The organism is Paenibacillus sp. FSL H7-0716 (genome assembly GCF_038002705.1).
GTDB lineage: Bacteria > Bacillota > Bacilli > Paenibacillales > Paenibacillaceae > Paenibacillus_AQ > Paenibacillus_AQ odorifer.
Genome location: NZ_JBBODA010000009.1, coordinates 221,463 through 244,413, shown reverse-complemented (window position 1 = coordinate 244,413; position 22,951 = coordinate 221,463). Strand labels below are relative to the sequence as shown.

General features: G+C 40.8%; 37 protein-coding genes. 6 read left to right on the top strand and 31 right to left on the bottom strand.

Annotation, left to right across the window (positions count from 1 at the left end):
* Positions 1 to 202: 202 nt before the first annotated feature.
* The 13 genes from MHH60_RS14900 to MHH60_RS14840 all read right to left on the bottom strand — a co-directional run bounded on the left by MHH60_RS14900 (position 203) and on the right by MHH60_RS14840 (position 6,487).
* Positions 203 to 487 (bottom strand): LexA family protein, encoded by a 285-nt coding sequence (locus MHH60_RS14900; RefSeq protein ID WP_076138859.1) that lies wholly within the window; start codon positions 485 to 487, stop codon positions 203 to 205.
* 49 nt (positions 488 to 536) lie between these two features.
* Positions 537 to 1,214 (bottom strand): HNH endonuclease, encoded by a 678-nt coding sequence (locus MHH60_RS14895; RefSeq protein WP_256715256.1) that lies wholly within the window; start codon positions 1,212 to 1,214, stop codon positions 537 to 539.
* Between the two features lie 138 nt (positions 1,215 to 1,352).
* The gene (locus tag MHH60_RS14890) at positions 1,353 to 1,655 is read right to left on the bottom strand and encodes a hypothetical protein (RefSeq protein WP_036684300.1); all 303 of its coding nucleotides are present in this window, start codon (positions 1,653 to 1,655) and stop codon (positions 1,353 to 1,355) included.
* Complete coding sequence (locus tag MHH60_RS14885) at positions 1,648 to 2,181, bottom strand: Holliday junction resolvase RecU (protein WP_076138858.1); 534 nt, start codon at positions 2,179 to 2,181, stop codon at positions 1,648 to 1,650. Before MHH60_RS14885 ends, MHH60_RS14890 begins: the two co-directional genes overlap by 8 nt.
* A 135-nt stretch (positions 2,182 to 2,316) precedes the next feature.
* Positions 2,317 to 2,577, bottom strand: a complete 261-nt coding sequence (locus MHH60_RS14880; RefSeq protein WP_076138857.1) for a hypothetical protein — start codon at positions 2,575 to 2,577, stop codon at positions 2,317 to 2,319.
* Positions 2,578 to 2,743: 166 nt separating this feature from the next.
* On the bottom strand, positions 2,744 to 3,718 hold the full coding sequence (locus MHH60_RS14875; RefSeq protein WP_076138856.1) for a hypothetical protein: 975 nt from the start codon (positions 3,716 to 3,718) through the stop codon (positions 2,744 to 2,746).
* Positions 3,719 to 3,751: 33 nt separating this feature from the next.
* Positions 3,752 to 4,120, bottom strand: coding sequence for a hypothetical protein (locus tag MHH60_RS14870; protein WP_076138855.1), 369 nt, complete (start codon positions 4,118 to 4,120; stop codon positions 3,752 to 3,754).
* On the bottom strand, positions 4,120 to 4,518 hold the full coding sequence (locus MHH60_RS14865) for a hypothetical protein (RefSeq protein ID WP_076104498.1): 399 nt from the start codon (positions 4,516 to 4,518) through the stop codon (positions 4,120 to 4,122). The genes MHH60_RS14870 and MHH60_RS14865 overlap by 1 nt, the downstream gene beginning before the upstream one ends.
* Positions 4,508 to 4,981 carry a hypothetical protein gene (locus MHH60_RS14860; protein WP_076138854.1) on the bottom strand — a complete coding sequence of 158 codons (474 nt, stop codon included), beginning with the start codon at positions 4,979 to 4,981 and terminating at the stop codon, positions 4,508 to 4,510. Before MHH60_RS14860 ends, MHH60_RS14865 begins: the two co-directional genes overlap by 11 nt.
* The gene (locus MHH60_RS14855; RefSeq protein WP_076138853.1) at positions 4,971 to 5,279 is read right to left on the bottom strand and encodes a hypothetical protein; all 309 of its coding nucleotides are present in this window, start codon (positions 5,277 to 5,279) and stop codon (positions 4,971 to 4,973) included. Before MHH60_RS14855 ends, MHH60_RS14860 begins: the two co-directional genes overlap by 11 nt.
* Before the next feature lie 25 nt (positions 5,280 to 5,304).
* Complete coding sequence (locus MHH60_RS14850; protein WP_076138852.1) at positions 5,305 to 6,000, bottom strand: Rha family transcriptional regulator; 696 nt, start codon at positions 5,998 to 6,000, stop codon at positions 5,305 to 5,307.
* Positions 6,001 to 6,006: 6 nt separating this feature from the next.
* On the bottom strand, positions 6,007 to 6,282 hold the full coding sequence (locus MHH60_RS14845) for a hypothetical protein (protein ID WP_076104494.1): 276 nt from the start codon (positions 6,280 to 6,282) through the stop codon (positions 6,007 to 6,009).
* A 4-nt stretch (positions 6,283 to 6,286) separates the two neighbouring features.
* Positions 6,287 to 6,487, bottom strand: a complete 201-nt coding sequence (locus tag MHH60_RS14840) for a hypothetical protein (RefSeq protein ID WP_076138851.1) — start codon at positions 6,485 to 6,487, stop codon at positions 6,287 to 6,289.
* 82 nt (positions 6,488 to 6,569) lie between these two features.
* Here MHH60_RS14840 and MHH60_RS14835 point away from each other — a divergent pair, with 82 nt between their 5' ends.
* Complete coding sequence (locus tag MHH60_RS14835; protein WP_076138850.1) at positions 6,570 to 6,809, top strand: hypothetical protein; 240 nt, start codon at positions 6,570 to 6,572, stop codon at positions 6,807 to 6,809.
* On the opposite strand, the gene MHH60_RS14830 is transcribed toward MHH60_RS14835, so the two are convergent.
* The 3 genes from MHH60_RS14830 to MHH60_RS14820 are packed head-to-tail and all read right to left on the bottom strand — an operon-like array spanning position 6,778 to position 7,527.
* Entirely contained in the window at positions 6,778 to 6,990 is a 213-nt protein-coding gene (locus MHH60_RS14830; protein ID WP_076138849.1) for a hypothetical protein, read from the bottom strand. The genes MHH60_RS14835 and MHH60_RS14830 overlap by 32 nt on opposite strands.
* A gap of 58 nt (positions 6,991 to 7,048) precedes the next feature.
* A complete protein-coding gene (locus MHH60_RS14825; protein ID WP_076138848.1) occupies positions 7,049 to 7,252 on the bottom strand; it encodes a helix-turn-helix domain-containing protein in 204 nt (67 codons plus the stop codon).
* A gap of 23 nt (positions 7,253 to 7,275) precedes the next feature.
* On the bottom strand, positions 7,276 to 7,527 hold the full coding sequence (locus MHH60_RS14820; RefSeq protein WP_076138847.1) for a helix-turn-helix domain-containing protein: 252 nt from the start codon (positions 7,525 to 7,527) through the stop codon (positions 7,276 to 7,278).
* A 154-nt stretch (positions 7,528 to 7,681) separates the two neighbouring features.
* Between MHH60_RS14820 and MHH60_RS14815 the strand changes: the two genes are divergently transcribed.
* Together MHH60_RS14815 and MHH60_RS14810 are read left to right on the top strand one after the other, a co-directional pair.
* On the top strand, positions 7,682 to 8,368 hold the full coding sequence (locus MHH60_RS14815; protein WP_076138846.1) for a LexA family protein: 687 nt from the start codon (positions 7,682 to 7,684) through the stop codon (positions 8,366 to 8,368).
* A 33-nt stretch (positions 8,369 to 8,401) separates the two neighbouring features.
* The gene (locus MHH60_RS14810) at positions 8,402 to 9,631 is read left to right on the top strand and encodes a tyrosine-type recombinase/integrase (RefSeq protein ID WP_076138845.1); all 1,230 of its coding nucleotides are present in this window, start codon (positions 8,402 to 8,404) and stop codon (positions 9,629 to 9,631) included.
* Here the strand turns inward: MHH60_RS14810 and MHH60_RS14805 are convergent.
* The 3 genes from MHH60_RS14805 to MHH60_RS14795 form a co-directional block, all read right to left on the bottom strand.
* Complete coding sequence (locus MHH60_RS14805; protein ID WP_076138844.1) at positions 9,573 to 10,154, bottom strand: cellulase N-terminal Ig-like domain-containing protein; 582 nt, start codon at positions 10,152 to 10,154, stop codon at positions 9,573 to 9,575. The two genes, MHH60_RS14810 and MHH60_RS14805, sit on opposite strands and share 59 nt — an antisense overlap.
* A gap of 156 nt (positions 10,155 to 10,310) precedes the next feature.
* On the bottom strand, positions 10,311 to 11,060 hold the full coding sequence (locus tag MHH60_RS14800; protein WP_036689808.1) for a GTP pyrophosphokinase: 750 nt from the start codon (positions 11,058 to 11,060) through the stop codon (positions 10,311 to 10,313).
* A gap of 715 nt (positions 11,061 to 11,775) precedes the next feature.
* The gene (locus MHH60_RS14795; RefSeq protein ID WP_076138843.1) at positions 11,776 to 12,354 is read right to left on the bottom strand and encodes an LOG family protein; all 579 of its coding nucleotides are present in this window, start codon (positions 12,352 to 12,354) and stop codon (positions 11,776 to 11,778) included.
* 97 nt (positions 12,355 to 12,451) lie between these two features.
* Here MHH60_RS14795 and MHH60_RS14790 point away from each other — a divergent pair, with 97 nt between their 5' ends.
* Complete coding sequence (locus tag MHH60_RS14790; protein ID WP_076138842.1) at positions 12,452 to 12,769, top strand: MazG nucleotide pyrophosphohydrolase domain-containing protein; 318 nt, start codon at positions 12,452 to 12,454, stop codon at positions 12,767 to 12,769.
* 81 nt (positions 12,770 to 12,850) lie between these two features.
* Here the strand turns inward: MHH60_RS14790 and MHH60_RS14785 are convergent, their stop codons facing one another.
* The 3 genes from MHH60_RS14785 to lepB form a co-directional block, all read right to left on the bottom strand.
* Positions 12,851 to 13,711 (bottom strand): alpha/beta fold hydrolase, encoded by an 861-nt coding sequence (locus tag MHH60_RS14785; RefSeq protein WP_076138841.1) that lies wholly within the window; start codon positions 13,709 to 13,711, stop codon positions 12,851 to 12,853.
* A gap of 262 nt (positions 13,712 to 13,973) precedes the next feature.
* Positions 13,974 to 15,011, bottom strand: a complete 1,038-nt coding sequence (locus MHH60_RS14780) for an HD-GYP domain-containing protein (RefSeq protein WP_076138840.1) — start codon at positions 15,009 to 15,011, stop codon at positions 13,974 to 13,976.
* Positions 15,012 to 15,195: 184 nt separating this feature from the next.
* Positions 15,196 to 15,693 (bottom strand): signal peptidase I, encoded by a 498-nt coding sequence (lepB, locus tag MHH60_RS14775; RefSeq protein WP_076138839.1) that lies wholly within the window; start codon positions 15,691 to 15,693, stop codon positions 15,196 to 15,198.
* 155 nt (positions 15,694 to 15,848) lie between these two features.
* On the opposite strand from lepB, the gene MHH60_RS14770 reads away from it, so the two are divergent.
* Entirely contained in the window at positions 15,849 to 16,826 is a 978-nt protein-coding gene (locus tag MHH60_RS14770; protein WP_076138838.1) for an alpha/beta hydrolase, read from the top strand.
* Positions 16,827 to 16,910: 84 nt separating this feature from the next.
* Here MHH60_RS14770 and MHH60_RS14765 read toward each other — a convergent pair whose 3' ends face one another.
* Together MHH60_RS14765 and MHH60_RS14760 are read right to left on the bottom strand one after the other, a co-directional pair.
* A complete protein-coding gene (locus tag MHH60_RS14765; RefSeq protein WP_143766806.1) occupies positions 16,911 to 17,336 on the bottom strand; it encodes a DUF4265 domain-containing protein in 426 nt (141 codons plus the stop codon).
* A 345-nt stretch (positions 17,337 to 17,681) separates the two neighbouring features.
* A complete protein-coding gene (locus MHH60_RS14760) occupies positions 17,682 to 18,539 on the bottom strand; it encodes an SDR family oxidoreductase (protein ID WP_076138837.1) in 858 nt (285 codons plus the stop codon).
* Positions 18,540 to 18,743: 204 nt separating this feature from the next.
* On the opposite strand from MHH60_RS14760, the gene MHH60_RS14755 reads away from it, so the two are divergent.
* The gene (locus MHH60_RS14755) at positions 18,744 to 19,550 is read left to right on the top strand and encodes a hypothetical protein (RefSeq protein ID WP_076138836.1); all 807 of its coding nucleotides are present in this window, start codon (positions 18,744 to 18,746) and stop codon (positions 19,548 to 19,550) included.
* A gap of 18 nt (positions 19,551 to 19,568) precedes the next feature.
* Here the strand turns inward: MHH60_RS14755 and MHH60_RS14750 are convergent, their stop codons facing one another.
* The 7 genes from MHH60_RS14750 to MHH60_RS14720 all read right to left on the bottom strand — a co-directional run bounded on the left by MHH60_RS14750 (position 19,569) and on the right by MHH60_RS14720 (position 22,913).
* Positions 19,569 to 20,360, bottom strand: coding sequence for a lipid II flippase Amj family protein (locus MHH60_RS14750; RefSeq protein ID WP_036689792.1), 792 nt, complete (start codon positions 20,358 to 20,360; stop codon positions 19,569 to 19,571).
* 24 nt (positions 20,361 to 20,384) lie between these two features.
* On the bottom strand, positions 20,385 to 20,795 hold the full coding sequence (locus MHH60_RS14745; RefSeq protein WP_076138835.1) for a ribosomal maturation YjgA family protein: 411 nt from the start codon (positions 20,793 to 20,795) through the stop codon (positions 20,385 to 20,387).
* A gap of 9 nt (positions 20,796 to 20,804) precedes the next feature.
* Positions 20,805 to 21,044: a hypothetical protein gene (locus tag MHH60_RS14740; RefSeq protein ID WP_076138834.1), complete on the bottom strand. Its 240-nt coding sequence runs from the start codon at positions 21,042 to 21,044 to the stop codon at positions 20,805 to 20,807.
* Positions 21,041 to 21,628 (bottom strand): histidine phosphatase family protein, encoded by a 588-nt coding sequence (locus MHH60_RS14735; protein WP_076138833.1) that lies wholly within the window; start codon positions 21,626 to 21,628, stop codon positions 21,041 to 21,043. The genes MHH60_RS14740 and MHH60_RS14735 overlap by 4 nt, the downstream gene beginning before the upstream one ends.
* Before the next feature lie 16 nt (positions 21,629 to 21,644).
* A complete protein-coding gene (locus MHH60_RS14730; protein ID WP_076138860.1) occupies positions 21,645 to 22,118 on the bottom strand; it encodes an NUDIX domain-containing protein in 474 nt (157 codons plus the stop codon).
* Between the two features lie 30 nt (positions 22,119 to 22,148).
* Positions 22,149 to 22,598, bottom strand: coding sequence for a DUF4362 domain-containing protein (locus MHH60_RS14725; RefSeq protein ID WP_076138832.1), 450 nt, complete (start codon positions 22,596 to 22,598; stop codon positions 22,149 to 22,151).
* A gap of 168 nt (positions 22,599 to 22,766) precedes the next feature.
* Positions 22,767 to 22,913, bottom strand: a complete 147-nt coding sequence (locus MHH60_RS14720; RefSeq protein ID WP_155288116.1) for a hypothetical protein — start codon at positions 22,911 to 22,913, stop codon at positions 22,767 to 22,769.
* Between the last annotated feature and the right edge of the window lie 38 nt (positions 22,914 to 22,951).

The window sequence follows — 22,951 nt, the reverse complement described above, 5'->3', positions numbered from 1 at the left end:
GTTTTTTACGGCTTCTTTCAAACCCTTTCCAAAGTCACTCCAACTTCTCAACGAATCTTCCACAATATCCTTGATTGTCGATTCGAGTTGCTTTTTGATAATCTTCTCAACGTACCCTTCAGACTGTAGTTCAGCCAGTTTCTCATTAATAATTAAGTTCATATCGATGCTCATTGTTTATCTCTCCTTATGGGCTATGCCCCTATTTATGTGCCAGTTCTCCAGCCTTGACGTTTACTTCAGATACTCGTGTCTTAGTTACCTGAGCCATCCCTTTTCTGGTTAGTACTATGGTTCTTGGTTGGAATCTCCTCCAGGTCAGGAGATTTTTGTTCTCCAGACGCTCAATAAAACCGTGAGTTGTCGATATTGACTGATGACCCATAGCATCTGCGATATCACGTATACTGGGTGAATATTGAAATTCAAAAGAGTATTTATCAATAAAGTTCAGGATTGCTTGCTGCTTTTTGGAAATAGCTTTCACTTTTAGCCCTCCCTAAATAATTACTTTTATTCGTTGTTACACGAATTATCTAATCTTCAAAACGGTCATTAGGACGGTAGTTCCCTTGAGCTGCGTAACCGTTTAGCGCGTCCGTAAATAGTCCAGTAAATATATGAAGCTCCTTACTATCCATTGAATCCAGTAATCTGATTTCAGGAGCCCTGAGCGTCCGTCCAGCCGCCGTAGCAATCAGGTCCGCAACTGGTGCGATCTGTTTGAGCCGTTCCTCTTTTTCACGCTCTATTGCCTGCTGCGTTGCCTGTTTCCTGCCATGTTCATTCCAGTCCTCTTCATCAAACCAGAAATATTCGCCGTGTCGCTCGCGGAAGATGTCTATCCATTTTTGTAGCAACTCTGGTGTTGTCTGGATAATGTCGTGACAACCACCACACAGGCGTAACCCATTTGTCTTAACGCCCCTGCCTTTGCGACCGCGCGGCCAGACATGATGTGTTGTTGTCGCAGGATTACAAAGGCATTCCCTGCAAATTCCTTCCGACTCTTCTTTCAACTCATCAACTACAGATGGCGGAAATTCTGCCCTACCCGCTGAACCCTTTCCTGACTTGTGATCTGCAAATATCTTTTGTTTCAACGGTGATAGCTCTTTCTTCTCCTTCTTACGCCGCCCGAAGCTACTTATATTTCTAGGCTTTTCTTGCTTCTGCGGCTTCGGAAATGATCTATGAGGGGTCTCTTGTCCCATCTCCCCACCTCATTTCTCCTTGATTTTCAATAGTCTGCTCAATAGATAATTGCTCTGCCTCCCACTCACATTCAGTACAACGATATAAGTCCGGAGTTATTTCCCTCATATCTGATCCACACTGGAGACATACCAGAATCATGATCCTCTCTCCGCTTCTGCAAGTTCGCCTGGCGTGAGCTGGCTTACTTCGATCTGTTGTTTATCCCGAGCGTACAATGGAGCATAGCTATAAGGTGGGATTGCATTTCGTACATGAAGATAAGCAATAGGCTGTTCGGTAGCTTCCACATGAGCTTTAAGTTGCGCACATCGATATTTTGGTAGGATCGCCCATCCTTTGGGACGTTCTGGACGCCATCCGGGACCGCCTGTGATATAAAGTGGCTTACCACATTCTGCAGCTTCGTTACGGGTCAGCCAGCCATTTCTATCAGGCATTCTTCTGAGTGTCCTCGAACCAAACTCTATCAACTGTAGCTAAATAATCTAGTGGCATGCTTCGTCCTGAACTAACTTCATAGGCATCTATCTCCATGTTATCTAGTGTCATACTCTTATGCCCTCCACGAGCTGCCTCCATCTTGTATGCTCTCAGTGCAGTAAACGGGAGAAGATATGTTTTGCGTTGCTTTCTAAACTCCACTAATACGAAGCATAGTGCTCCAAATTTATGGCACTTCTCTAAATGTTCATACTGATGATCCTCAACCTTCTTTAGGTCAAATCGATCAAGTTCTTGAATTGACTTAGCTTCAAAAAATACTGCTCGTCCTCGATAAATGCCGTCATAATCAACTGTTGACTTAGCTTCAAAGAATCCTGCAAGTACTTTTGTTCCTTTGCTCCGAGTTACTTTTACTGGTGTCGATCTTTTATTGATAACCGCAAGCTCTCTATTCTCATAAGATTCATTTGTGTAATTTAGTAGATTCTCGAACGCTGCTCCCCGGTTCCCTTGTCCCATGTTTAACCGCCTTTCTATTAGCTCTAGAATCAAGTACATAGTTCATACCATCGATATTAAGTATGTTTGGTACTTCATTTTTGATTTTCATTACTGTTACGATCTTTTTATATTTCTTACCAACCTCGTAATGTGTCATTTCGAATCTTTCCTCGCTCTTTTTGGGGTTTCTAATTCACGTTTTTCAGCTATTTGGTCAATCATATCTTCAATCTTTGCCCGTACAACTTTTTGACTAGTTGATAACCCTACACCTGCAGTAGATGCCTCTGAGATAATTTTAGCTACGATATGGTCAGCTGCGGCCAGATGTTCAAAAAGTCGATATTCCAAGGATTCAAAGATTCTATCGAATTCATTTAGCAAGTACTTCTCCCGGCGTTCAGCAGCAGTCATAATCACCACACCTTTTCTCGCTTGCGATTGACGAGTAGCATTATAAGCTTTTTTATTTTTTCTCTAGCTATGAGTTCTTTAGTTGCGTGGATTCGTATGTCATAGTCAAGTGATTCATCGTTTATGATCTGCAAAAGTTCAGCGTCAGTTCGACAATTAAGAAAGGTCATCGATGTTTTGCCTCCTTCTGTTCTCTTTCTCTCGCCGCTTTCATTTCCTTTGCCCGTTGCATTGAACGTTCTAACTCTTCAGCGCTAACCGATTTAGCACCGGCATTTGTTGTAATTTCAAGCTTTGGCTTTCCACTCGGTGTACTGCTATTTCGGTTTGTCTGCTGTTGTGCTCTCATATGGGTTAGTATTTTCGGATATTGTTCTCTCAAATTAGTTGGACTAAAAATGATAGTCCGGTAAAAGTTTTCGTTCAGACCGTATTTGATAACTTCGCCTAACTCAACCTCTGGGATCTTATCTCTTTCAAGTATCAATCTGAATGTGTCCGCCCAGTTCTGAAAGTTAGGCTCCTTGATTAAATGGCTTGTCCCAAGTTGGAGAGCATTCTCATAGGCCAATTCATGAAATCGTTTAGCCAGTTTATAGACTCGGTCATCCTCGGAATAAACGCGTTTAGCGTTTTTCTGAGAGGAAGATTTTTTTAATTCTTTTTCTTGTTCATTCTTGTCATTCTTTACATTCTTGTTTATATTGTTGGGTTGCCGTTGCTCTCGCTTAGGCTTCGCGTCCGTTTCGTCATTGCCTTCGTCGTTGCTTTCGTCCTCACCAGAATCTTGATAAACGCTGTAGTTAAGCACTTCTACAAGCATTCCGTGCGTTGCTTTCGTCGTTGCAATCATCGTTGCTTCCGTGTCGCTTTCGTGACCCCCTCCATCGGGTTTTCGTAGAAAGCTCAAAACCTGATATACTTGGTCCTTTGTCGGCCGTTCTACTCGGGCTCCTACATGCCATTTACAAGCTTCAATGATATCGGGTATAGAGGTACTAATTTGCCCTCGTTTAAGCCCCTTGTATTGAGCATGTTGCGCTGAGATAAGCAAATACATCCAGACCTTCAGATACAGCGGCGGCTTATCCCAAATGGTGCTTTCTATAATCTTTCGATGTAGTTTGATCCAGCCGTCCATTTCACCACCTGCTTACTTTTACATTTTCATGAACTACCCAGCATCAATTGCTATATCCCGGCAGTTACGCGAACAGTACCATGCACCCTGATACTCATAGACATTTTTCTTCGAGTAAATTCTTTCTCTACAACAGACACAAACCCCAATAATTTTTTTGTGCGGCCTCTCCTTTTCAGGTGTTGTTTGCTTTGTTTTTTTCATAGTCTCTTCAGGTTCCGCCTCGATAGAACGTTTATCAATCCGTTTCAGCGCTATCCTTAATCCTTCTATCGTTCTATTTCTCTTGGAACACGGCTTGCCGCATTTTCGTATATAGTTTGATTGGTCTTGGTAGGCAATTCTCAGTTCTAGGCGTATCCGTGCACGCTCCGCCACGCGTTTCGAATCTACTTTAGCCATCAAAGTCCACCTCCTAGAGTCCTATTCTCGCGATTAGCCTTCAGGTGTAGTTCAAATAGTTGTTGTAACAGAGACTCATGCTCGTTTTTCCACATCTTTCTTTCTTCCATAGCTTCAGCCTCTAACATCCTCAGTTCCTCTACAGCTATTTCAGCGCGTGTTTCCTTATCTCCGGGGCCTGGTTCCATCTTGGCGCGAGCATAGGTGGATTTCCGAAGTGCGTATATCCGCCAATACTCCCCCTCTCTCACAGCTGCCACGCGTCCCATGAGCATATGTGCTTTAGTCAGTAGTTCAATCTTCATAATGTCCGCGCCTGGGGCGTTCCCATCGTACTGATCAGCTTGGGCACGTAGTATCTTGATATCCTTGATATACTGCTTAATATCAATGTCCATCTGATTTCACTCGATCTCTTATTAATTTGTTACCGAAGCAATGATAATTACAGATATGACCGCCATGGGCTGATAGATGTACCTGGCCTTCAGGAATAATTGTCTCGCAGGCTAGACAGCTAAAATTACCGTTGGTCCAGCCTGAAGTTACTTTCTCACGCTGTATCTGACGCTCTAAAAAGTCTCTTCTCCTTTGTTCTGGAGTTCTCATCCATTCCGGATAATTCATCGTTTTTGAAACAAGGTCTAGCGACTCTTCACGCATGTCCTTTACATATTTAGAGTGATCTATTGCTGCACGTTCTTGAGCTGTGAAATCCATCCCATCAAGGATGGGATCGGCATAGGGTTGGCGCTTATGCATAGATAAAACTGCATTAAATAAACTTGTAGATTGGATTGTAACCTCATATTTTCGTCCAGTTACATCTACCATAGGTAAATTCCAATCTTTAGCTTGCATTGCTTTTTCCTCCAAATGCTGATAGACTGTCCTTAATTAAATTTGTTTTGCACGTGACTAGCTCCCCGGCTCCTACCCCGGTGGGCTGTTTTTCATTTAATCGGCCATTTCGGAACTTGTCTAAGGCGATTTCATCCCAGACTTTCAGCAACTTATCCCTACATTCCCGCCGATTTTGAGCAGCAAATAGATAGATATTAAAATCTATTTCTCTTCCCCGTAACAACGCATCATCTTCAACTGTCTTCCAAAATGCAACCTCTTCGCGAAGATCTTCAGCAACAATATGCTTGTCCACAAGATCCCTCCTTTTCTTAGTTAAATCAAAACAACATTTGACCGTTTGCTTGTTCAATCTGTCTCATTAGGTTATTGGGTGGATTCCAAAGCGGAACGTATTGAAGCGCACGATCGTAATCTTTAATGAATGTGTTGTTATATGAATTGATCTCAAAGAACTCAGTGAATTCATTCCACAGCGCTGAATATACTTGCGTCCGAAGGCTGCTATCCTTATAGGCTGCTGATTTCTTTCCACCCACGATTTCTAAAACTCGTTTGTTCCCTGCCTTTTTTAGTGTTCGTTGCTGCCCGTAATCAATCGTTATGCGGTTTTCTAAATGCTCTACCCGATCTTCCATTTCTTTAGTTCGAATATCCAGCATCAGAATTGCTTGTAATTCTTTACTAGCCCCAGCGAATGGATTCTTGATCTTTTCTTCCATAGCTTCGAATTTAGTCACATAAGCAGCTGTGAAGAGCACACCCTTTTCTCCTGTCATTTTATTGGCTACCATATCGCAACCTTTACGAGTCAAGAGGTAATTAGGCTGTTCTTTGTTCTGTGCATTGAGATAATGGCTTGGAATGAAAAATTGATGACTCCCGAGATCTTGGGAGTCCAAAATCTCTGCATATCTCCGAATGTCATATAAAAGATGGTCATGACGTTTACCCATCATGTCTGCTACTTCACGGCTGTCAATTGTAACTGGCTCCTTAACAATTTGTTTATGCATGAATCGCTACCTCCCTTTACTCCTAGCTGATCTCCTATCTTTCGCGTTAATGGAGTCACTAGGGTATCCGATATTTAACCGTTGAACTGGCGTATGTCCTTCTAAATTCTTGTTTGCGGCTTGAGGATCGTATCCGATACTTTGCGGTTTACCGAATCTCCCAAACAGTTCTTTGCGCTCCATTTCATGAGCAGTGCGGCAATGATTGACTGTGATTACATCACCTGTATGACCACAATTGGGATAAGGGCATCTGACTGTACTGCATATGATTACTGTCACGTAACTAAACCTCCTTACCTTCACCTAGAGAAGTTATATACCTTACTTCTAAGTCATCAATGAGTGCTAACATACTTGGATTATTCAACCAGTTACGACGAGTACGGTCAGTAAAGTCTTGAATTTGCTCTGGCGTACAACCACGATTCAAACAGTTTTGAAATATAGTTGTCATATCAGGGTATCTACTTTTCTTGTTGTCCATGGAGTGTCTCCTTTCCAAATCTTCCCTCTGCCTTTAGAATGAAAGTTGTCCAGACTACAATTCAAAGGAAGAAGGTGATTACATGACTGACACAACTTCCATGTTTATTGGCGATTGGGAAATCGAATCATTTTTGCCGGGTTCGGTTATTTTCCATTCTCCCAAAGACAATGAGGTTCTGTTGCTCTCTAGGAGTTCGCAAATTCTTGCGAGAGTTGTCCTAAAAGAAGATAATGCAGTTATCCTTAAAACTGAGGTGGAGATTAACATACCGGTATCAGGCGGAAAACTTATTCAGTTTTTGCATAATAACGTCCATTGACCAGTTCGTATTGATCAACTAAACGTTCAGAGGTGCGGCGTAACTCTTCGGCAATCGCCGGGTTGATTTCACTTTTTAATGTTATGTTTAATTTTCCAGTCTTGATGTTGATTTTCATCGAAACCAACAAGGTCGCCTTCTCTTGGGCGGCCTTCTTCTTGAGCGCCTGTCGTCTAAACATCTGATTTGCTCCTTACTGGGTATAAAACCCTATAATGCGGTTATGATGGCTGATAGGGCTACACCTGAGAACTACAGCTTGCCCTCTCATGTTCAGCGATCCATTCTAGCAAGGCAGCTTTCCGAATGCGTATTACCTTTCGCATTTTTATACTTGGGAGGTCACCAGAAGCACACCAAGCATAAATCGTGCTTCTAGCGACATTAAGATACTCAGCTACCTCTTCTGGAGTGCAAATTTCAGGTAATGTTTCGATTTCCATAATTGCTCCTCACTTACTGTTGCTTAAAAAGCAACATTTGAATTAAAAATTTTTGGAAATACATCACAAACCGGCATTTCCAGTTTGTTTGCTATCCTCACCGCCTCCCCTAAAGTAAACTCTCTCCCACCTCTTTCCGCGCGAAGATATGTTTCAGCGCTTACTCCAACAGCAACAGCCATATCATTCGCATTGAATTTCTTAATCGTCTTACGAAGATAAAGTAATTCAGCGTACTGCGTAGGATCGGAATGCAGGTCTAATTTTTTGCTCAAATTCAGCCCTCCTCTCGCACTAATAATATACATCCGTGTTGCTCGAAATGCAACTATTTTATCATGTTAATATTTATCTTCAACTAAAGGCAACAATTTTGTTGTCTTTTACGCAATTCTGTTGTATAGTAAACAACATTAGGAGGTTAGAACATTGGAAAGAGATGTTTTTCAACAAACGTTTGAACGATTGAAAACACAATCTGGTTTAACAGATGCTGAAATAGCGAGACGATTAGATGTTAATCGCTCAACAGTTAGTAGATGGAAAGATGGAACAATCTCTCCGCCACTATCCAAAATTAAAGAAATAGCTAATCTCTTCGGGGTAAGTCCTCTTGAGTTTATTGATGATTCGGTTGAAGAAAATGAAGTGCGTAATACACTTAAAAAAGCTTTACCAGAAGGGGCAATTCCGGTCAAAGGAAAATCCATTACTGTTCCGCTTTACGGATCTATTGCGGCTGGTGTACCTCTTGAAGCAATACCGGTAGAAGAATACATAGAAATCCCTGAGGACGTGGGGAGTTGGTATCCTTATGCCTTTCTTCTCCGCGTAAACGGTGAAAGCATGAATAAGGTTGTTCCTAATGGAGCTTACGCTCTCATTGATCCTTATAATGGCGAGGACGTTGGTAATGGGGATGTAGTTGCTGTTCAAGTAAATGGATACGAAGCTACACTAAAGCGGTTTTTCAAGTTACATAACACTGTTGTTCTTGAGCCCGATAGTTATAATCCTGAATACGTCGCTCAAAACTTCACTTCACCAGAAACTCAAAACCTGCGAATAATGGGCAAAATGGTTTGGTTCATGTCGCCACCAAACGCTAAATTTTAACTAATTTACATATGAAGGGAGGTGAAGTTGAAAATGCCAAGAAAACCAAAGCAAAAACCTGAAGAGATAAAATACCCTGGGGTTCGTGAAAGAGGCGGTGTGTTTCGTTTTCGCTATGATATCATCAATCCTAAAACAGGCAAACGAAAGCAAAAAGAATCCGATCCATTTCCTACGGCTCTAGAAGCATTCACTGCAGGAATTAAAATCAAGGAAGAACTCAACAATAAAACATACGTAGAAAAGAAATCAGTTTCATTCGATGATTGTTGCGAAGAATTCCTTAAGCATTACAGTGCAAGAAATAAAAAAGGATCTTCGATAGAATCAAGGGAAAGAAACTTGAAGCGGTCGCGCGCTCAATTCAAATTCACTAGAATTCAAGATATCACAAAAAAACAATATCAAGATTTTTTGGATTCCCTTAAACTCGTTGAAAAGAAAAACAAAACTATTGGTTTAAGCCAAAACTTTATTAATAACATTCACGTTTCAACTAAACTGGTTTTTTCTTATGCAATGGAAAACGGAGTCATAAAGACGGACCCATCCAAAGGCATTGAGGTACCAAAATACCAAGAGACCGTTGAACAGCTTGAGAATGAAAATGAAATACCTAACTACATGGAGAAAGAGGAGCTAGTCCACTTTTTAAAAATAATCAAAGAGCATGGAACCGAACAGGATTACCATTTTTTTTATGTACTTGCTTATACAGGTATGAGAATAGGCGAGTTATGTCCGCTTAAATGGAGAGACTTGGACAAGGAGATAAAACAAATCTCTATCACAAAAACTCTAGCTGATTCGGGCAAAACCACAGATATGAATGTCGGTACACCAAAAACTAAATCATCGAAGCGAAAAATTAGTATAACCAGTAGTGTCATTTCTATATTTGACGCTCAATCATATTGGCAAAAGCAGTACAAAATGTCCGTCAGAAAAACTTATTATGAAAAAAGCGAGTTTGTGTTTATTAACACCAAAACGTTTCCTGGCTATCAAATATCAGGCAAGCGAATGCGTGACACAATGAAGGTCTTTCTGAAACTTGCCGGATTATCAACGGACCTAAAACCTCATTCACTAAGACATACTCATGTTTCATTATTGGCGGAAGCTGGGGTATCTCTAGAAGTAATACAAGAACGCCTTGGCCATAAAAACGATGACATAACCAGGGCGATTTATATGCATGTAACTAAAAAACTAAAAACGGAAGCTTCTGAAAAGTTCGAAGAATTACTAAATGGACTTTGATGTGGGAAGCATGTGGGAAAAAACCGCAATTCCATTGACAAATCAAGGCATTGGCATAGCCACCTGCATCATGCCAGCCACCCGAACAGTCTAGTTGAAGATCCGGTTGCCCATATACAATCCCTTTTGCGGTATGACACGCCTTGTGCTTCCAATCTCCAGCATATTCTTCAGTCAGCTCAACGCCACAGCGATAATAATAAAAAGCTTTCAGCAAGCCCTGTTGAAGCTCATGATAAGGCTGATCTGAGATTGTAAAGGATACCGAAGCTAGACCCTCGCCCTGCTCAATCCGATATCTTCCCTCAGTATTGACCTCCGAGAAATCACCTATGTGCAAAGTTACTCCACTGGCTTTATCAAATTTTCCAGCATCTGATCTACCTTTGAACACAATAGTTCCACTATCAACATCAATTACCTGAAAATCATGCTCAGCACCTGTAAATACTGCGATTTTTTCTCCATCCAGCGGATATCCGATTTGATTCACAGTAATGGTGCGAAGTGTACGCTCGCTCATCTTCATTCTCCTTTTATGTAAAAATGATGAAGCTGAAGTAACCTTTCTCTTCTAGTTGAGAATACTCTATTCTAGTTATCTATGGCAATGTTGTATACAAGAAAAAACCTAGAGTCACCCGAAACGAAACGGATAACTCTAGGCGGACAAAACAGCTTATTTGTCGTCAAGCAGTTTAATAAAGTTAGCTGGAAGTGTGAACTGCTTATTATGAACCACTATACGGCGAAGCTCTTCCTCAAAGGAGCTAAGATCATCTTCATCATCGTCTTTGATTTCCTTTATATCCCGGTGCAGACGCTCCATTTGCAGATCAAGGGCATGAGCGGCATCCGCCGCATTTTTCAGTTCACGAGTCATACTCTCAGGTACTGATTTATTATATTTATAAAAGATTTTATGTTCGAGGCTTGCCCAGAAATCCATAGCAATGGTACGAATTTGAACTTCTACACAGACAAGCTCCTGGCGATCGGACATAAAAACAGGGACTTGAATCAGCAAATGAAGACTCTGATATCCGTTAGGTTTGGGATTCTTAATATAATCCTTCACTTCAAGGACCGTTAAATCATCCTGCTTCTGAAGCATCTCACTAACATGATAGATATCAGAGATAAAAGAACAGGTGATCCGCAGACCAGCGATGTCTTTAATACAATTTTTCACTGAATTCAGCGATAATTCTCCGTTTTTGCGCAGCATCTTGTTCATGATACTCTCTGGTGACTTAATACGCGATTTGGTATGTTCAATTGGGCTGTAATCATGCAGAGACTGAAACTCCTGTTTTAGGATCTCAATCTTCGTTTCCATCTCATCCAATGCGAATTTATAAATCAACATGAAACGAGTAATATCGTGCTTAAGCTTCTTAAATTGTTCGATTTGATTCTCGGGGGTCATTATCTCATTTCTCCTCTTGTAGCGTTTCTCTATATTTATCATAGCCAATCCACTAGTGAAATTCAAATTCAGCGGTATTGTATCCATAATCCAAACCCCACACTTCGTTTGATTACGTACCTTTTGCGCGTCGAATCCACTTGCGAAGTCGCTATCGGACCCCATAATCGCTATTGGTAAAAAACACAAAATATGAGCCTCTTCATACGAAATAACGTCACTGGAGTCCCAAACCCTGCTCAAACGGAGATAAACCTAAAAACCAAACCAATGATGCCCAAGTGACTAAAGTAACCCAAATAACCAAACTAGCCAAAGACCCTCAATATGTTACGGACTGTATTGCAGCTATTTGAGCTTTTTGGAGCATTTTTCAGAAGTATCGGACCGTATAGCTCTTATTACCATGTAACAGTGCAGAATCGGTGTGGTTATGAGTAAATAGCTGCAATATAGTCCGATAGCTCGCCTAAAACATTCGAAATGGAGAAATAAGGTCATCTGAGTCCGATCCATCGGAAAAGTGTGTTCACAAGCATGGGGGATAGTTCAAATCGCGCAAGAACCTAAAGTAACCTAAGTGCGAATAACGCCTTCTGAGTCCGAACGCTCAGCGGTGAAGGTCTTGGAGAAAGTGCAGCCTGATTTCGGTTGGTTTACGTCCAGGAACACAGTGTACCCGAGTACCCGATCATTGAACTGAAAGTTTCATTATTCAGTTGAGCTGTTTCCACTTTTGCTCAAGCGTTTGCGGAATATACTCCTTCAAAAGAGTCAGGAGTTCCAACGGCTCGTTGGATACGTTTAGCAGGCTGAGATGCGAAGAATTAGAAAAGCCTTCTTGGATACTGTTATGAATCAGATTCAGCAGAGGATCAAAATAATTCCTGATATTTAGAACCCCTACCGGCTTCTTGTGTATGCCAATTTGTGACCAGCACAAAACCTCAAAGAGCTCCTCATACGTTCCAAACCCTCCAGGTAAAGCAATAAAGCCATCTGCCAGCTCTCCCATTTTTGCTTTACGGCCATGCATATCCTCTACTTCTATCAACTGCGTTAATTCTCTATGTACCATTTCCCCATTAAATAATCCTCTAGGCATTACCCCGATTACCTCGCCTCCACCATTCAAAACAGCATTAGCGACTTCACCCATTAATCCGATTTTTGAACCACCATAAATTAAACGATAATTATGCATAGCCATGTAATTACCAAGCTCAACAGCTTTAGCTTTATAATCCTCATGCACCCCTAAATTCGACCCTGCAAAAACACATATTGATTTCAAAATCTCATCTCCAAACTATATATTGATAATGTCCGCTATCTAATATACTATATGTTGGAGTATAAATCATGTGAAAGATTAAGGAGTGCTACATAATATGGAAATCAATGAAGTGCAGAAGTGGATTAAGCATTTTTATGGAGAACGAGGCTGGACTACTTATGGTCCTTTTATAAGAGTCGGATTCTTAATGGAAGAGACAGGTGAAGTCGCACGAGCTGTACGCTCCTATGAAATCGGCAGAGATCGACCGGATGAATCGACTCGTACTCCAGAACAACTGAGAACCGACTTGATTGAGGAAATCGGGGATGTTCTAGGAAATATCGCATTGTTAGCCGACTTATATGGCATCACTTTAGAAGAGGCTTTTACTGCACATAAAGAAAAATTAGTGAAGCGATTTAATTCCTAGGGACGAAGTAATCCTAAAAAAAAGGACTACAATCGGCAACACCGAATTGTAGTCCTTCTTTATTTTAATCTTTAAGCCCTGTTAAGCTTTACTGCCTAACGTATGATTCGAAATGGCTTTGATTATGGTTTCCCAATCAGCCGGGTGGACTTCGTGGCCCGTTCCTTCCAGGGTTAGAAGCGACGCATTAGGAATTTCCGCAGCAAGCGCCAATCCATGCTCTATAGGAAGCACCGTGTCTTCTGTGCCGTGGATAACCAAAGTAGGAACCATGATATTTTTCGCCTTGCCCTCGTAGTCAGCATCCCCTGTAAGGAGAGAATGATTAAACATGCTAAGCAAGTTGTTGGCACGTTTTATTTCCATCCATACTTGTTTATACGCTCTTTTCTCATCGAATTTATGTTTTGAACCACAGAGTATGCCGGAACCTGAAACCAAATAATTGGCTACCGCTTCCTCATTAGACCAATCCAGTGTTGCCCCATCTGCATGAAATGCGAGGATCCGCTCATCCATAGGAGGCAAGTTCCGATCATTATCATCAGCTTCAAAAAAACTAGATGCGATCAAGGTTAAGGTTAGAACTTTTTGCGGATGACGTGTAGCAAGGACTTGGGCAATCATTCCGCCTAAGGACATCCCAACGATATTTGCCTGTTCTATATTATAGGCGTCTAGTAACCCAGCGGCATCATCAGCCATATCTATCACGGTATAATTGGAACTCCCAGGCTCATAGACAACGGAACGTCCGACATCCCGGTTATCATAACGAATAAGGTAACGTCCGGTATCAGCTAATCGCTGACAGAACTCTTCATCCCAATAAACCATAGAACATGTGGCACCCATAATCAGCAATATCGCAGGATTGCTAGGATCTCCAAAACTTTCCGAACATATATCAATTCCGTTTACTTTTACTATTTTTTCGCTCATTATTCATTCCTCATTTCATTCGAATTTTATCAATGAATGCACAGTTAAATAAGACTCAATACATTTTGAAAAAATGGATGATGTCATCATTGAATTGCACCTCAAATTAACGTAAACGAATGAATTTGATAATCACAATAAGCACTCTCCTATTCCATATTGAAGGGTTTTTAACCCAATTTCGATTATAACACAAAAAAGCTATCCCCTGATTTTGCGGATCAGGGAGATAGCCTACTATTTATCGCCACAAAAATATTCGTTAAATAAATACTTCCTCAACAGTCAAATTACGCTCTTTAGATAAGTCTCTGAACGTAGTCTCATTTATTTTTACCAGAGGTTTGAAAATATCCAACGGATTATTCATAATAATCGTACCTTGCTCACCATTGCTAAGCTGAACGCTCTTACCCACAAAATTCGGCAATAAATGTCCGATCAGGGCTTGTACCGCATTTCCATTCAGTTTGCCAAATCCAAGCTCATGCACCTTGCGCAGAACGTTAATCAGGCCTTGTTTTGGTTGGTTCGCTCTTCCTAAGGTCATGCCTACATAAGTATTTGCGACAGCAACAATCTGCGTATACGGATGCAAGTCCTGTTTACGGAGATTGTTAGGATAACCTGTACCATCCTCGAATTCATGATGCTGAAGCGCCACTAGTGCGGTCTTTTCGTCATTCATCGATTTAAGGATAATATCGTATCCATACGTAGTATGACGTTTTAGTTCTTCTGATTCTTCGGGAGTTAAGTTATCCGTCTTATTTAAGATATGTGGAGCAATCTGGCTTTTTCCGATATCGTGCAAATAACCGGCTCTACTAATCTCAAATCTTTCGGCTTTTGTATGACCTAACCAAGTCGCTATGTAAAAAGATAACAGTCCGACCTGCAATGAATGATTGTATGTACTGATATCATCACGTTCAAGCAGCAATAATAAAGAAACGACATCCTTTTGTTCATCCAATTTCTCCAACAATGGCTGCAGCGTATTATCAACATCCGACTGCGTAAAGCTACCCTTGCTGAGTGCTTCCAGAAATATAGATTCATAGTTTTGGATGGCTTGATCAAAATTACCATCTATCCCTTGTGCCACATTCATTTCATCATTATCCAGCGCCATCATGCGTGGTTCAATATCGACATAATCAATCTGATGCCTCATCAGGATGGTGATTTCTTCTCCGTAGACCACTGTCCCTTTCGGAAGCACGTGTAGGCCAACACTATTGAATGTATCTGCTATTAGACAATCGCCATGTTTTAGATCTGTGACATGAGCTTTCAAAATTCAGCACCCCTTACTATATGTAGGTATATTTTACCTTAAGGATAGCTAAATTCTTCCAAAGTAACAATATGGTTAAAGACTCATTAAACCACTCGGTTAGTTCAAAAGACCCCCGCGACTTCAGCACCCCTAAATCTATTTTTAGAGATTAAGCCTTACATTTATCCGTCTTACACACTACCTAAAAGGGATTGCTAAATTCAGCGATCACTTTCCCAATCAGCTTATCCTTCGACACAAATGGAGTATCCCACAGATGAGCATCATAGCTTATATTCCGGTTATCTCCGAGAAAAAAATATTGATCGGCGGGTACCGTAACCGGTCCAAAAGTGTAATCCATTTGTTCATTGAGGTAAGGTTCGTTAACCTTCGCTCCATTTCGGTAAAGTGCGCCATCTTTAATTTCCAAGGTATCTCCAGGCAGCCCCATTAGCCTTTTTACATATCTTTTATTTTCATCACCAGCTACAGGTGGCGTAAATACAACAATATCTCCATGCTCAAGTGTGGTCATCCATAACATTTTCTCAACAATTAAGCGATCATTGATTTGAATCGTTGGGATCATAGAGCCCGTTGGAACTCTCATGGCTTCAGCAACATAGGTTCTAACAAACAAAGAAATAACCACTGCGATCACAATACTCGGCAACCATTGCTTCATAAATTTCAACATTATTGCTCACCTCACATTCATTTTATAGAGTCAAACTTTTTTCAGCTGGTTCATATTCAGTTCATAATGTCGTCATGTATAGTTCATCTTCATCAGGTAAGCTTCCTTTAGCCATTCGTTAGGTAGCTAGAATAAAGCGATTAGAACAGGAGAAGATGCGAGTGATACCAGAAGAAGAGGTTATTAAAAAAAGAATGAATAAACCGTTAAAAATTACACTTATTTCCTTAGGGGCTTTAGCTACTGCAATAGTACTTTTTCTAGTGACTGTTTTTGTCGCTAATATTTTCCTCAATAAATCGGACCAAGCTAAAATAAAACCCTATGGTCAGTCTGTAAGCGTCGATGGTAAAAATATGAATGTTTTGATTCAAGGAAATGGCGAAGAGACAGTCGTGCTCTTACCTGGTTATGGAACGGTGGCACCGGGACTTGATTTTAAGCTGCTAATAGATGAACTATCTCCATTTTACAAAGTTGTCACGATTGAGCCTTTCGGTTATGGATTAAGTGATAGAACTGAAAAAGAACGAACTACAGAAAATATTGTAAGTGAAATTCATGAAGCTGTAAAACAGCTTAATATTGACCGTTATATTCTAATGGCACACTCTATTTCCGGTATGTACAGTTTGAATTATGTGAACAAATATCCAAACGAAGTGAGTGCATTTGTCGGGATTGATAACAGTATTGCAACGGAAGACAGAACAAATGTTAAAATACCTTCAGAAAAATTAAAATTTCTTAGAAAATCAGGCTTGGGCAGATTGGTATTGAAATCAAGCGGAAACCCTTACGATGGATTGCCGTTTGATGATGAAACTAAAGAACAATTGAGATTGTTTACGCTTAGAAACACTTATAATTACACTCACTTAAATGAAATGGGACATATGGCTTCTAATTATAAAGGGGCTCTAAATTCAACTTTTCCAAAGGATCTTCCCCTTTTGCTCTTTGTACAAGGGGATGATACTCTCTTAAAAGATTGGATATCATTGCATGAAGAGCAAGTCAAAAATTCTAAACAAGGAAAATTGGTAAAACTTGATGCAGGACATTATCTGCACCATACCAAATCAAAAGATATCGCTGAAAATTTCAAGACGTTTATGGAAGAAATAAAATAAAAAGCGTTTCTTCTATTCTCCATGCTGCGGCCATCATGTGCAAGTTTCCTTGCATTTCATGACGCAGCATTTTTTTCTTAGTATTCAAATCTCGAACCGCTCAATAATCCGATTCATTTCCCCATCAACATCAATCGAAGTATTCTTAGGAATATGAATGACGAACAAACCGCCAAAGATCAACTCACATTTGCCTTCATTCTCTATAATTCTATGTTTAAAAGCTGCAATGGCCGTTGAATCCACCGCTTCTTTACTAAGCAGCCAAGCGTATCTTTTGAAAGGAGATTTCTGAACCGTCTCTTGGTAATAATAGACTCCATTTTCTTCCTTCACCTGTATAATATCTCCCATTGTAACAGCTGGATTAAAAATCGGTGTCTCTTCAATTCGAAATTTATCTTTGCCAAATGGAGTAACATCGAGGATTTCTATTTCACGGCCATCTGCGTTGAAGCAGATATGGATTCCGGACGATTCTAGCATCGGCACACCTCTATTCTTGTTCAATATCTAATCTTGTTCATTCTAAATAACACAAAACAAAGTAAATACATTAGGCTCGTAATCCCGAACAACCTAAAGATTCCGGGCGTTAATAACATATATAAACTGTAGGGAAAACTCCAGATAAATGCAAGCAGCATTAGCCGACTTCTGTTTAAAAAGACTCCTATTGCTAATAACCCCGCCGGTAATAACAACATGATTATACTAATCACAAGAGTGGAGCGATTCGTAATCTCAGCATAAGGATTGATGAATATAAAAATTAGCCATAAAAAAACGGTCATCAAACTGGACACATAACCTATTAGTTTAATGATTGTTAAATTTATGGATGACTCCATCCTATCACCTCAATTCTTTCGCAATAATTCTCTCCAGCCACTTCCATGGAAGCAGCGTTTTGCCTAAGATTAAGATTCGCGTACCTTTGCCGATAGGATAACGTAGCCGTGGTGCTTTCATTTCGGCAATACGACCGATAAGATTAGCCACTTGACTAGGGTCAGGCGCTGTCTCAGCAGTATGTTTGGAATATCGTAGCACAGCGTCAAGACGTGCTTTATACGGAGAATCCTCCTTACGTTGAATTTGCTCCATACCTTTTCCCCATATCGGTGTACGGAAGGAGCCTGGTTCAATTAATACCACCTTTATTCCATAAGGGGACATTTCATGACGCAGGCTTTCGCTGAAGCCTTCAACAGCAAATTTAGAAGCTGCATAAGGCGCATAACCTGGAAATCCGGATAATCCACTTACACTTCCCACATTAATAATCGTGCCGCTCTGCTGTTCTCGCATAATGGGCAGCACAGCTGTTGTCACAGCCACTAATCCAAAAAAGTTCGTCTCCATTTGCCGCCGCCATTCCTCCATAGATATTTCTTCTATGAAACCGCCAATGGCAAAACCTGCATTATTGACTAGAACATCAATTCTTCCAAATGTTTCGTGTACTGAAGATATTGCTGTCTCTATAGAATCGCTGTCAGTTACATCCATGGTCATTAAATGAAGCTGCTTTAGGATCCCTGCCTGCTCTGCCTGCTGCACCAGCTCGCCTTTACGGCTTAAATCACGCATGGTTGCTATCACCTTAAACCCCTGCCCAGCCAATTTGAGCGCTGTCAGCAGTCCAAATCCACTGGAGGTTCCGGTAATCAGGGCCACTCGATCATGCCCATACTCTAGATGTGAACTCATATTTACTCCCCTTTGTATTTCACAATTATAAAAACAAGCAAACAAACGTTCTATTATTCATTGACTATCCATTAATTTCAAGTTATAGTAAGAGCATCTTTTATATTTCTGTGCGGGAGAAGCACCTCGCAAGACAGGCGTCTATGCCTATCTTGGAGGTGCTTTTTTGCGTATATTAACTAATCCATTAAGGAGCTGAGAGGAATGTTTAAGCCAAAAAGCACCGTCAGATGTAGAAAGAACATTTTCAGAATTAGAGATTTAAAATGGGTGGCTCAAGTAGTGCTGGTAGCAGCTTTCTTAACCTGTAACCTCACACTTGCGTCTGCTACTGTCTGGGATTCTGCGCTGGATGATATTAACAGTCTTCATGGTAATTATACCGCGCTTCAAGCCACCCTCAAGACAGATAACTCAAAAATTCAGAAGTTACGCAAACAGAATAATGACGCTCTGAAATCTATTCGTACCGTCATACAGTCAACAGATCAAGCACTGTTAAGCCGCTTATCTTCAGAAGCTAGCTCAGTTCAGAAGAAACACGCTCCCCTTCTGGAACAATACAGCACACTCAGTAAACAGTCTACCGCAGCCAAGAAAGCAAAAGACTTGAAAACAGTCACATTGCTGGACCTGAAGCGTAATAAACTAAAGGCTGCTGTAACCCTCGCACGAGCCGAAATTAAGACAAAGACAACCACTTTGGCAGCCGCTCGCAAGCAAACTGCTGCTAAGCTTAAACCCGTCAAAGATGCGTTGGCATCCATCACTGCTTTAAAGAAACAAATAACTGCCGAGAGTAAGAATCTCACTGCCACGCAGAAAGTACGCGCGGAAGCTGACAAACAATATAAAGCAGCTGTTAAGCAAGGAGATGCAGTTAGAGCCGCCACAGAATTGAAATCATCCTATGAGCAAATGAAACGCATTCATTCCATGCAGCAGAATATTTACAGCTGGGAACAGAAGATTTCGCTAGCACTACGAGCAGCAGAATCTAAACTTCCCTAATAATTCGCCCCCACCGGCTCAAATCAGCTTCACTAACATACTAATTAGTTGAGCTGCGGGCACAATTAGGAGCTGAGCAAATATAGTGCCTACAAATCGTGAACCCATCAATACCACATATATTTTTCCTAGCTGATCACGGTATTCTACATTTTCAGTAGCCTTATGGGTAATAAGACCAAGCTGTGGGTCGATAAATATGGTCAGCAGAATAGTCGCCATACCGTTAATCAGTCCGGAAGCTTGAGAAGCAGTCGTGCTATATTGAGGCATTAGATGAGCAGCATACAAAGATGATATGACACCTACGGTGTAAAAGGCTGTAACAAAAACATTCATCACAATAAAACGTTTAGGAATCCCCAGGTATCTGAAGTTATATAGATTCACTTTTGGTTTTCTTATGTATTTTCTTGTGTTCTTTAGTTGCCCGATCGTCACACTGGTAAGCAGTTTTGGGATAGAACCCTCGATCTCAAGCTTAGAGATGATTCTCCCAAACAAGCCTACAAAGGTAGGGAACACCGCAATGGCAATTAAAGTCCCTAATGAAGAAGCCAATAATATAATTCTCAAGTAATTAAGAAGTGGAAAATCTGAATGTATTTTGGCATAATCTACGAATTTAGCCGTCAGTGGAGCTTGGATCATATTTGCAGTTCTTGAGACGAGAACAATAATGCCTGTGAGAGATAACGCAATGGCTATCTTGTTCAGCTTCACTCCGGCGTATCGTACCGAATACGATAAGGTTTCTGCCGTGTGAATAATCATCGTAAGCAAGCATACCACAATCAAACTATTTACCATTTAAAGGTTCCTCTCCAATAAACACTATTTATTATTTCGGTGCACCTTTTGGTGAAAGTATTGATCCAATCCATAACAAAGGCCAATGCCCGCTAAATATCTAACAAGGTCGATCCACAGGAATCCTTTTCCGAGAATTAGACCACCCAATACTGTAGAACGGATGCTGTTGATCCATTCCGCTTGATACAGCTGGCTAAATTCTATACCGAAGCTAAACACCAAACTCCATATAAAGGCGAGCCTTAGCTTTTGATTTACCAGTAGGACCCGAAACATAAAATAAACCATGCTGCCCCAAAGCGCATCTCCGAAATGTCTAGATACAAACAACGGCAGCTGATCCGTGAACACTCTAGAGCTTAACCCCAATACAATAACAACGAGGCAGATACAAGTATAAAAAAGTCTTTCTTTCAGATCATTGATCCTCATGTCCAACCTCTATCCAGCTTCTGACTTAAAATTGATGCTTGCGATAATACTAATCATTGCGATATAAAACGGATAAATAATCATCGCTCCTATTATGATCAGTCCTGTTACCGGTGCAGGTTTATCATTGGGAACCACCAAGCCGGAAATTCTGCTGATTCGATAAATATTCAATGGCAGCTCTATTACAATAAACAACATAAAGGCATAAAGTACGCTTAGTGCATTCAGCTTTATAAAATATTTCATCTGTTCAGCACTTCGGAGTCCCACAGCCGCTCCACATGGGAAAGCTCCAATTCTTCAAATTCCAGCTTATAAATATCCGGCTTGGACGTCTGTTCAAAGAACTCATATCCATACTTCTTATCAAAGTAATTTAGGATAATGGTCATGATATTCCCGTGCGTACCTAATGCGATATTGCCGCCTTTATGCTGTTGAATTAATTGCTTGATGACAGGAATTGCACGCTCTTGTGCTTCCTGGGTACTCTCTCCATCCGGCATTTTATATTGCTTGTCGCTGAACGATGTCCGAATGCCCTGCAGAAAATCATCTTCACTGATTTCAATCTCGACACTTCCGATTGCTCGTTCTCTGAGTTCTTCATACAGTTCAATCTCTTGGTTCGAAGCTTCTGCCAAATACTTAATTGTCTCTACGGCTCGTCTATATGGACTAGAGACAAAATGTGTAATTTTCTCCTCCGCCAAAAGCTCTTTGATTCTATAAGCGTCGGCGTGTCCTTTTTCGGATAATCCCCGTTCCCGCTCATTCCCTAATACAAAAGGTGATACTGCATGTCTAACCATATAAATGTATGTCTTCATGAGGCACTCCTCTCAGTCACTCAAATATCGTTGCAGTCTTCTCTCGGTCTTTTATAAAAATCTCTCTAGGATAAAGAATTGCAATCTCTGGCAGCTCGTTCTCTTTGAAAAATTTAAATTCTTCGATCTCCCCATCTATAGCTCTAAGCGTTCCTCTGATGATAGAGCACTCAAATACAATAACCGTATATTCTACCTGATCGCCATTATTATATTCGTATCTATATTTTGCTCCACCAAAAACACCTAAAATCGACGTAGGATGAACCATCAACCCTGTCTCTTCATATACCTCTCTGCGTAAGGTTCTTCCGGGACGCTCCCCTGGCTCAATCGCTCCCGCAGGCAATCCCCACAAAGATTCCCCTGGCTTGCGGATGAACAGAATCTCATCCTCTTTATTTCTTATTACTGCAGCTACGGAAGGCATCATTAATAATTCTGAGCCCACTTTCCCACGAATCCCTTGATAGTACTCAGACATCGGCATATTGATCATCCATCCTCTCCGTAAATGGGTTTATAATCTTTCTTTTAAAAAGCTGATCACGTTTATTTTCTCACCATCTGGCTGAACATTACATTGGGATAACTCGACATTAAATCGCTCACCTGTCTCTATTAGTTCAATCGCTTTGCATACATATTCGATCTTCCCAGGACTACTACTCCATGCATCTCTTGTATCATCCTTTACCCAATGAAGCTCTTTACCATTAGAATAGAAATCATGAATTAACCGTCCACTATCCGTGGTTGGTTCAATCAACATCAGGTTATCCCCTTTACCTTCACTAAACCTTTGAACGGTTTCTTTCATCCTGTTTAAATCTTTTTGATCAAAATGTATTAAAATATCATCATGTTTAGACTCATCTGAGCCTGTCTCACCTAGATCGGCCGCCAACACGCCTACAAGCACAGCAATCATAAACAACTGCACAATGATTATCCATGTTCTAAATTTCATAGTTCCCCCTAAGTTCTTTCCTTGGACTTCCCGAAAACCCACTATATGTATATTAGACATCACTATGAAAGAATCCTTTAGATTTCACAATATGCATAACCGTGGACAAAAAAAGCTTCCGAACTCAAAAAATCCTGAGCTCCGGAAGCAGTTACAATGAGGTGAGACTTAGTGTTTACCTTTTGTGCCAGCAAGCTGTACGATCATAATGACAAGAACGAGCAAAGCAATGAGCTGATCAATACTCATCTGCGTCCGCCTCCTATCCCAAATGAAGGATGGCTCATCGGACGGCATTTCCTCTCCCAAGGACACTGCTTCGTTCCCCTTATACACACTATGTATCCTACAGC

Excerpts from the sequence above, each read along its gene's own strand:
- MHH60_RS14730 (WP_076138860.1), bottom strand. The coding sequence starts at position 22,118 with ATGCCGATGTCTGAGTACTATCAAGGGATTCGTGGGAAAGTGGGCTCA.
- MHH60_RS14760 (WP_076138837.1), bottom strand. The coding sequence starts at position 18,539 with ATGAGTTCACATCTAGAGTATGGGCATGATCGAGTGGCCCTGATTACC.
- MHH60_RS14860 (WP_076138854.1), bottom strand. The coding sequence starts at position 4,981 with ATGCAAGCTAAAGATTGGAATTTACCTATGGTAGATGTAACTGGACGA.
- MHH60_RS14825 (WP_076138848.1), bottom strand. The coding sequence starts at position 7,252 with ATGGAAATCGAAACATTACCTGAAATTTGCACTCCAGAAGAGGTAGCT.
- MHH60_RS14895 (WP_256715256.1), bottom strand. The coding sequence starts at position 1,214 with ATGGGACAAGAGACCCCTCATAGATCATTTCCGAAGCCGCAGAAGCAA.
- lepB (WP_076138839.1), bottom strand. The coding sequence starts at position 15,693 with ATGTTGAAATTTATGAAGCAATGGTTGCCGAGTATTGTGATCGCAGTG.
- MHH60_RS14885 (WP_076138858.1), bottom strand. The coding sequence starts at position 2,181 with ATGGGACAAGGGAACCGGGGAGCAGCGTTCGAGAATCTACTAAATTAC.
- MHH60_RS14805 (WP_076138844.1), bottom strand. The coding sequence starts at position 10,154 with ATGAGCGAGCGTACACTTCGCACCATTACTGTGAATCAAATCGGATAT.
- MHH60_RS14735 (WP_076138833.1), bottom strand. The coding sequence starts at position 21,628 with ATGAAGACATACATTTATATGGTTAGACATGCAGTATCACCTTTTGTA.
- MHH60_RS14755 (WP_076138836.1), top strand. The coding sequence starts at position 18,744 with ATGTTTAAGCCAAAAAGCACCGTCAGATGTAGAAAGAACATTTTCAGA.
- MHH60_RS14790 (WP_076138842.1), top strand. The coding sequence starts at position 12,452 with ATGGAAATCAATGAAGTGCAGAAGTGGATTAAGCATTTTTATGGAGAA.
- MHH60_RS14890 (WP_036684300.1), bottom strand. The coding sequence starts at position 1,655 with ATGCCTGATAGAAATGGCTGGCTGACCCGTAACGAAGCTGCAGAATGT.
- MHH60_RS14770 (WP_076138838.1), top strand. The coding sequence starts at position 15,849 with ATGCGAGTGATACCAGAAGAAGAGGTTATTAAAAAAAGAATGAATAAA.
- MHH60_RS14875 (WP_076138856.1), bottom strand. The coding sequence starts at position 3,718 with ATGGACGGCTGGATCAAACTACATCGAAAGATTATAGAAAGCACCATT.
- MHH60_RS14750 (WP_036689792.1), bottom strand. The coding sequence starts at position 20,360 with ATGGTAAATAGTTTGATTGTGGTATGCTTGCTTACGATGATTATTCAC.
- MHH60_RS14865 (WP_076104498.1), bottom strand. The coding sequence starts at position 4,518 with ATGGACATTGATATTAAGCAGTATATCAAGGATATCAAGATACTACGT.
- MHH60_RS14880 (WP_076138857.1), bottom strand. The coding sequence starts at position 2,577 with ATGACTGCTGCTGAACGCCGGGAGAAGTACTTGCTAAATGAATTCGAT.
- MHH60_RS14840 (WP_076138851.1), bottom strand. The coding sequence starts at position 6,487 with ATGGACAACAAGAAAAGTAGATACCCTGATATGACAACTATATTTCAA.
- MHH60_RS14810 (WP_076138845.1), top strand. The coding sequence starts at position 8,402 with ATGCCAAGAAAACCAAAGCAAAAACCTGAAGAGATAAAATACCCTGGG.
- MHH60_RS14800 (WP_036689808.1), bottom strand. The coding sequence starts at position 11,060 with ATGACCCCCGAGAATCAAATCGAACAATTTAAGAAGCTTAAGCACGAT.
- MHH60_RS14745 (WP_076138835.1), bottom strand. The coding sequence starts at position 20,795 with ATGAGGATCAATGATCTGAAAGAAAGACTTTTTTATACTTGTATCTGC.
- MHH60_RS14725 (WP_076138832.1), bottom strand. The coding sequence starts at position 22,598 with ATGAAATTTAGAACATGGATAATCATTGTGCAGTTGTTTATGATTGCT.
- MHH60_RS14785 (WP_076138841.1), bottom strand. The coding sequence starts at position 13,711 with ATGAGCGAAAAAATAGTAAAAGTAAACGGAATTGATATATGTTCGGAA.
- MHH60_RS14830 (WP_076138849.1), bottom strand. The coding sequence starts at position 6,990 with ATGTTTAGACGACAGGCGCTCAAGAAGAAGGCCGCCCAAGAGAAGGCG.
- MHH60_RS14835 (WP_076138850.1), top strand. The coding sequence starts at position 6,570 with ATGACTGACACAACTTCCATGTTTATTGGCGATTGGGAAATCGAATCA.
- MHH60_RS14870 (WP_076138855.1), bottom strand. The coding sequence starts at position 4,120 with ATGGCTAAAGTAGATTCGAAACGCGTGGCGGAGCGTGCACGGATACGC.
- MHH60_RS14740 (WP_076138834.1), bottom strand. The coding sequence starts at position 21,044 with ATGAAATATTTTATAAAGCTGAATGCACTAAGCGTACTTTATGCCTTT.
- MHH60_RS14850 (WP_076138852.1), bottom strand. The coding sequence starts at position 6,000 with ATGCATAAACAAATTGTTAAGGAGCCAGTTACAATTGACAGCCGTGAA.